Source organism: Roseofilum sp. (assembly GCF_982964205.1).
The window spans coordinates 63,639-69,638 of record NZ_CEZBFX010000004.1 but is presented as its reverse complement, the minus strand read 5'-3'; the positions used below and the strand labels follow the sequence as shown (position 1 = coordinate 69,638).

Annotated in this window: 6 protein-coding genes; 1 reads left to right on the top strand and 5 read right to left on the bottom strand. The window is 46.6% G+C overall.

The genetic code is table 11. The annotated features are described in order from the left end of the window. Window positions 1-69: 69 nt before the first annotated feature. From AC3A14_RS02105 to AC3A14_RS02090, 4 genes are all read right to left on the bottom strand, one after another. Window positions 70-921 carry a hypothetical protein gene (locus AC3A14_RS02105; protein WP_318731498.1) on the bottom strand — a complete coding sequence of 284 codons (852 nt, stop codon included), beginning with the start codon at window positions 919-921 and terminating at the stop codon, window positions 70-72. A 53-nt stretch (window positions 922-974) separates the two neighbouring features. After that, on the bottom strand, window positions 975-1,541 hold the full coding sequence (locus tag AC3A14_RS02100; protein WP_318731497.1) for a DUF1517 domain-containing protein: 567 nt from the start codon (window positions 1,539-1,541) through the stop codon (window positions 975-977). Window positions 1,542-1,605: 64 nt separating this feature from the next. Beyond that, window positions 1,606-2,742 carry a 7,8-didemethyl-8-hydroxy-5-deazariboflavin synthase subunit CofH gene (gene cofH, locus AC3A14_RS02095; protein ID WP_413039030.1) on the bottom strand — a complete coding sequence of 379 codons (1,137 nt, stop codon included), beginning with the start codon at window positions 2,740-2,742 and terminating at the stop codon, window positions 1,606-1,608. 83 nt (window positions 2,743-2,825) lie between these two features. Further along, window positions 2,826-4,265, bottom strand: coding sequence for an aminotransferase-like domain-containing protein (locus AC3A14_RS02090; RefSeq protein ID WP_318731495.1), 1,440 nt, complete (start codon window positions 4,263-4,265; stop codon window positions 2,826-2,828). Window positions 4,266-4,475: 210 nt separating this feature from the next. On the opposite strand from AC3A14_RS02090, the gene AC3A14_RS02085 reads away from it, so the two are divergent. Then, entirely contained in the window at window positions 4,476-4,769 is a 294-nt protein-coding gene (locus AC3A14_RS02085; protein ID WP_271940042.1) for a hypothetical protein, read from the top strand. A 56-nt stretch (window positions 4,770-4,825) separates the two neighbouring features. Here the strand turns inward: AC3A14_RS02085 and proB are convergent, their stop codons facing one another. Next, a complete protein-coding gene (gene proB, locus AC3A14_RS02080) occupies window positions 4,826-5,932 on the bottom strand; it encodes a glutamate 5-kinase (RefSeq protein ID WP_318731494.1) in 1,107 nt (368 codons plus the stop codon). Window positions 5,933-6,000: the final 68 nt, after the last annotated feature.

Here is a 6,000-nt window from a genome sequence, read left to right as displayed (position 1 = left end):
CTATTACCCATTACCTATTACCCATTACCTATTACCCATTACCTATTACCCATTACCTATTACCCATTATTAACGCCGTCTTCTGCGACCACTGCTAAATCCAGAAGAGCGACGGGACGTTCCGCTGCCAAAACTGGATGTACGCTGTTTGGACTGGGAATTGCCAGAAGAGCGCAAGTTAGAGCTACCATACCCGGAACCTGTCGAGCGATTGGCATTAGTCGAATTAGGTTTACTGTTGGTGGTGGTACTGGGAGAACGTAGATTGCCAGTTGTGCGGAGGGTTTGACGATTTTTAACTGCTGCTGGCGGTTGATTATAGCGACTTTGGTAGCTGTTTACCGCTTGGCTATAGGTGTTGCCATAGCCACCATAACCGGTCATTACTGTTCCGGGTTGATAAACAGGGGGTACATAATAGGTTGGACTAAAGAGCATATTGGCAACTGCCTGTCCTGCTAATGCTCCTGCAAACGGTGTCCAGAAATTAGATTCTCGGCGCACAATAAGCGTTTCTGTTTGTCCCGTTTGCGGGTTAGTGCGATCTTCGGTCACATTATGAACATATTGGATTTGAAAATCTGGAGTCATATAGAGAAGGGCGCGATCGCCTTCAATTTCGGCATAAGTGCTTTTTCCTGCTTGAATCTGTTCATCCGTGAGTCGTGCCATCTGTACATCACTCGTGCGAAATAGGGGGCCAGTTCCTGCCGGAGTATTCAGTAACATTAAGTTATATGCGCCCGTGCCATCATCATAGGTGGCTTGTTGTACGGGATATTCTCCACTAGAGACAGGATTACGCACAGGAGCGCTCACTGTTTGGGTTGAACTGACCGTTTGCTTCGATGAGCCACCACAAGCAGTTGTGGTCAGGAGTAGGGTAAAACACAGAAAGACAGTCAATAATTTACGCCACATAGAATTCAATCAGGTGATGTTATCGGGTTTCATTAAAGCTATTGTGCCATGAGCTAGAGAGGGATCAATTCAGAAAAATTGAGTAACAGTTGATCCTCTGTGAGGCGATCGCCCAATCGAGCGGGAGAAAAATGGACTTGCACTGCTCGCAGTCGGTCTTGATAATGGAGATTAATCATTGTTTTTAATCCCTTCTGTAGGGCACTGAAGCTGGCTAAATCCGTTTCTAGATCGGGCGATTCTCCTTCAAAGGCGATCGTCATCATCACCACAATATTCTCCGTAATTGGCAGGGAAAGCAAATCGTCATCATTATTATCACTTAAATCGGGCTGGCTCAAATAGCGCTGGGCTGAATCTGTAAACAACTCTTGCACATAATCGGCTGCTTCCGTTTCTTTCCATATCACATCCCCTTCATTCGCCGCCGATCGCCAATAGGATTCAGATTGCAGTAAAGATTCAGCAATATCGACCAACCCCTCACCCAAAACGCTGATATCCCCTTCTGCCTCAATCGCTGCTTGTGCCTTTTCATTCAATACCCCCAGCAAAGGTGCAATCCGATCTCCTGCTAAATGGAGCATCAGCCGACAAACGACAAATCGAGTTCTAGCCATAGCATATCAATCCGTTAACAATGGAGAAAATAGACCATTAGGATACTCTTATCATTATTCGCCATTACCCGGAAATAGTCCCATAAAGAGTATCTCGCTGTTGCGGATCTCGGCCGATGGAGCGAATCGCAGCTTGTAGGCTTCCCACTTCCATACAAGTCCCTCCCTGGGCCCCAGCCATGGTGCTAATATGTTCTTCCATCAGAGTTCCACCGATATCATTACATCCCCAATTTAAGGCTTCGGTTGCCCCGTCTAAGCCTAATTTTACCCAACTGGGTTGATGGTTAATAATCCACTTACCCAGAAAAATTCGAGCAACTGCGGTGAGCAATAAAGCATCAGATAATAGGGGTTGATCTCGCCCAACTCGATGACGAATAATGGGCGGTGCGTCTTGACCAACGAAGGGCAATAAAATGAATTCTGTAATGGCTGATGGATAGGATTCTAGGGACTTTTGCTGTAGAGTTCGCAGTTGACTTAAGTGGGTGATTTGCTGTTGGGGGGTTTCAATATGTCCAGATAATAGAGTGCTAGTAGTAGGCATTCCTAAACGGTGGGCGGCGCTGATAATTTCTACCCAGGTTTGGGTGTTGATTTTTTCGGGGCAAAGGATGGCTCTAACGCAATCGTCGAGAACTTCGGCGGCAGTTCCTGGCATAGATCCTAGCCCTGCTTCTTGTAGGCTAGAGATGACGCTTTCATAACTAATTTGATCTTCTCTGGCGATAAACTGGATTTCTTGAGGAGAGAAGGCATGAAGATGGAGTTGGGGATAGTGGCTTTTGATCTCTTGTACAAGTTTTCGATAATAGGTTAAGGTCCTTCCTTCGATTTTTGCTGCTGGATTTAAGCCCCCTTGCATACAAATCTCGGTAGCTCCTCGCTCTACTGCATTCGTCGTTTTCTGGAGCATCGTTTCTATGGTTAACCAATAGGATTCTGGAGCGTTGGCATCTCGACGAAAAGCACAAAAACTGCAATGCTGTTCGCAAATGTTGGTAAAATTAATGTTGCGATTGATGACATAGGTGACAGTGTTGCCGACTTGTTGTTTTCGCAGGCGATCGCTAGTTTCTCGAATCGCTTCAATTACTTCACGATCCCTTTGCTGCAATAAGAGAATGGCTTCATCCGTTGAGATATCTTGACCCGATAAGGCCCGATCTAGAATGGTGTCTATTAGATTAATGGTAATCACCTGATTTGCTCCTTAAGTGTCTATAGCATGAAGCGCTGGTCATGGGGAATTAGGTCATTAGCTATCTTCCCCATCTTCCCTCATTTCTCCTGTTCGCTAATTAACTGTCCCAAGGTTTCCATGGCTTGTTCGATTTGTGGTGACCACGGTAAACCGGAATTGAGCCGGAAACAATTGCCATAGCTTCCAGATGGTGAAAACATAATTCCTGGGGAAATACTGATCTTATGTTGACCCGCTCTGTAGAAGAGGTCCATGGCATCGAAGTGGGGAGGAAGTTCAATCCAAAGTACATGACCGCCTGTAGGACGCGTAACTTTTGTGTCTTCAGGGAAGTGATGACAAATGGCTTGAATCATTTGTAGCATTTGCTGTTCATAAGCGCGGCGCAGGTTTCGCACATGGCGATCGTATCCTCCATTGGCTAAAAAGGCACTGATCGCCAGTTGACTGGCCGGAGAAGTACTCATATTTACTGTTAGCTTAAGTCGTTCCACTGTAGATTGATAGCGTCCGGGAATGGCCCAACCGACACGCAATCCTGGAGATAAAACCTTACTATAGGAAGCACAGTATAAAACAAATCCATCTTTATCAAAGGCTTTGATGGCTTTAGGGCGATCGCCATCAAAGGACAAGTCACCATAAACATCATCTTCAATCAGGGGAATTTGATACCGGGCGAGTAATTCCACTAGGTCTTGTTTTTTCTCATTGCTCATGCAAGTTCCCAGGGGATTACTAAAATTAGAGACGAGGGCACAGGCGCTAATTTGTTTCCGTTTGAGAGCCGTTTCTAGGGCAGTGAGACAAATTCCTTCCCTGGGATGGGTGGGGAGTTCTAACGCTCGCAAATGAAGTATAGATAGGGTTTCGAGTAATCCATAATAGCACGGGGAGGCGATCGCCACGGTATCTCCGGGTTGGGTGGTTGCTCGTAAGGATAAATACACTGCTTCCGTGGCTCCATGGGTGGCCACAATTTGATCTGGGGTTACTGCACAGTCCGCATCCAATAACCGTCTGGCGATCGCCCGGCGAAATTCAAGACATCCTGGAGGCGGAGTATAACTATGGACTAAGGTTGGATCTTGGCGCATCACTTGACCCATGAGACGGTTTAAGGTGGACAGAGGAAATAAGTCCATTCCGGGTACAGCAGCTCCAAGTTGAATGATTTCTGGATCGCGGAGCATAGAATTCACTTGAAAGACGAGGGACGTATCCACTCGACAGGATTTTTGGGTTGGGGAAGAGCGATCCGGTTCCGGAGGCGATTTAAGCGAGCGTACAAAATAGCCAGATTGGGGTTTAGCCCCAATGAGTCCCCGGTCTTCTAAGAGACGATAGGCTTCTAAGGCAGTAGAAATACTCACTGACATTTGTTGATGGACTTTTCGCACCGAAGGCAGGCGATCGCCCGGTTGCAGGGTTCCTTCAGCAATTAAGGCCTGAATACGATTGGCCACCTGTTCATATAAGTTAGCGCCTTGGGTTTGCTCAATCGGTCGTAAGTGCATAACGCTCCAGTACAGTTATTGATCTTATCAACCATAACAGTTTCTAGAAGGAAAACTGTTATGGTTACAATTTAGCTCAATTGCATCTGTTTTTTTTTCTGGCTTTTGTCCAAACTAGAGATATAGCAAGTAGGGGCAACGAATTTTTCGATTATTGACAGATTTCTATCCCCTGTCTACCACCATTGATCAGCATTGAGGGCACGATCCATGAAAAACACCACTACTGTTCCAGAAATCACGAAAGGATCGCAGTTACATTTAACCGATCTAAAAAGCGTACCTCAGCTTCCCCATTCTATTTTTCCAGGAGATCGCCTCCAGAAGCTTTGGAACTATTTTGTTGCCATTTGGTGGTACAGCGATGAACCTCGCATTACCGAGAAAAAAGACCGAGATGGAAATTGGATTTATCACGTTTACGATCCCCTCAGCCACCAACACTTGATGTTTGACTCTGAGCAAGAGGTACGGGTTTGGCTAGAAGAGCGCTATTACGAGTAAGGAAACAATAGGGTTTTTCCCTTCCTTATTCTGAATTCCCTCCCCTCAGCGCTCTATTACATCAAAACTAAATCATCTCGATGAACCACCGTATCCGAACCTTCGTATCCTAAAAGGTCAGGAATGTCATCCGAACGATAGCCCTTAATTAAATCTAATTCATCACTGCCATAGTTGACGATTCCGCGAGCTACTTCCTTACCCTCAAGATCGCAAAGCGTCACGGCTTCTGAGACCTGAAATTGGCCGATTACCTCAGAGATTCCGACGGCTAATAGGGATTTTCCGCGATCGCAAATGGCCTTGACTGCACCTGGATCGAGAACCACAGTACCAGAGGGAACCAACCCATTGGCAATCCACCGTTTACGAGCATTTAGTGTTCGGGGAGCGGGATGAAATTGAGTGCCAATTTCATCCCCATCTAAAATCCGTGGAATTTGGTTGGGATAGCGTCCTTGCATAATCACCATCCGCACTCCTGCATTGGTGGCAATACGAGCAGCCGCGATTTTGGTACTCATGCCTCCGGTACCCCAGGTAGAAGCCTCTCCCGCTTCCACCTCGGTTAACTCCTCCAGGTTATGAACGTGGGCAATAGGTTGCGCATCGGGAACCAAGTGGGGATCGGCAGAATAGAGTTTATCCACATCTGTGAGTAAAAATAGCCAATCTGCTTCCACTAGACTGGCAACTAGGGCAGCTAGGGTATCGTTATCTCCAAATTTCCGTCTCAGTTCGTCTGTAGCAACGGTATCGTTTTCATTGACGATGGGGATCGCACCTAAATCGAGTAGTTCTTGAAAGGCATCGTAGGCGTTGACATAGGAGACTCTTGATTCTAGATCTCTGCGAGTCAGTAGTACTTGCGCGATCGCCTGATCGAGAGTGGTGAATAGGTCATCGTAAATCCGCATTAAGCGACCTTGGCCGACAGCGGCGATCGCCTGTTTGAGGGCAATATCACGGGGGCGCTTTTTCAAGCCTAACCGCGAACACCCGACTCCGATGGCTCCCGAAGAGACTAAAATCACGCGATGTCCTTGGTGGCGCAGTTGGCTTAAGACTTCAACTAATAGGGCTAAGGTGGATAGGGCCAAATTTCCGGTTTCCGGATCGGTCAGGCTGGACGTACCAATTTTAATGACAAGGGTTAGGGACATAGAATATGCAACCCAAAATACAGCAGTTTACTCTGTTATAGAGTACAGGGTTGAATTCTCAAAACCTA

Coding starts and splice junctions, on each gene's coding strand:
- AC3A14_RS02105 (WP_318731498.1), bottom strand. CDS start 921: ATGTGGCGTAAATTATTGACTGTCTTTCTGTGTTTTACCCTACTCCTG.
- AC3A14_RS02100 (WP_318731497.1), bottom strand. CDS start 1,541: ATGGCTAGAACTCGATTTGTCGTTTGTCGGCTGATGCTCCATTTAGCA.
- AC3A14_RS02090 (WP_318731495.1), bottom strand. CDS start 4,265: ATGCACTTACGACCGATTGAGCAAACCCAAGGCGCTAACTTATATGAA.
- AC3A14_RS02085 (WP_271940042.1), top strand. CDS start 4,476: ATGAAAAACACCACTACTGTTCCAGAAATCACGAAAGGATCGCAGTTA.
- proB (WP_318731494.1), bottom strand. CDS start 5,932: ATGTCCCTAACCCTTGTCATTAAAATTGGTACGTCCAGCCTGACCGAT.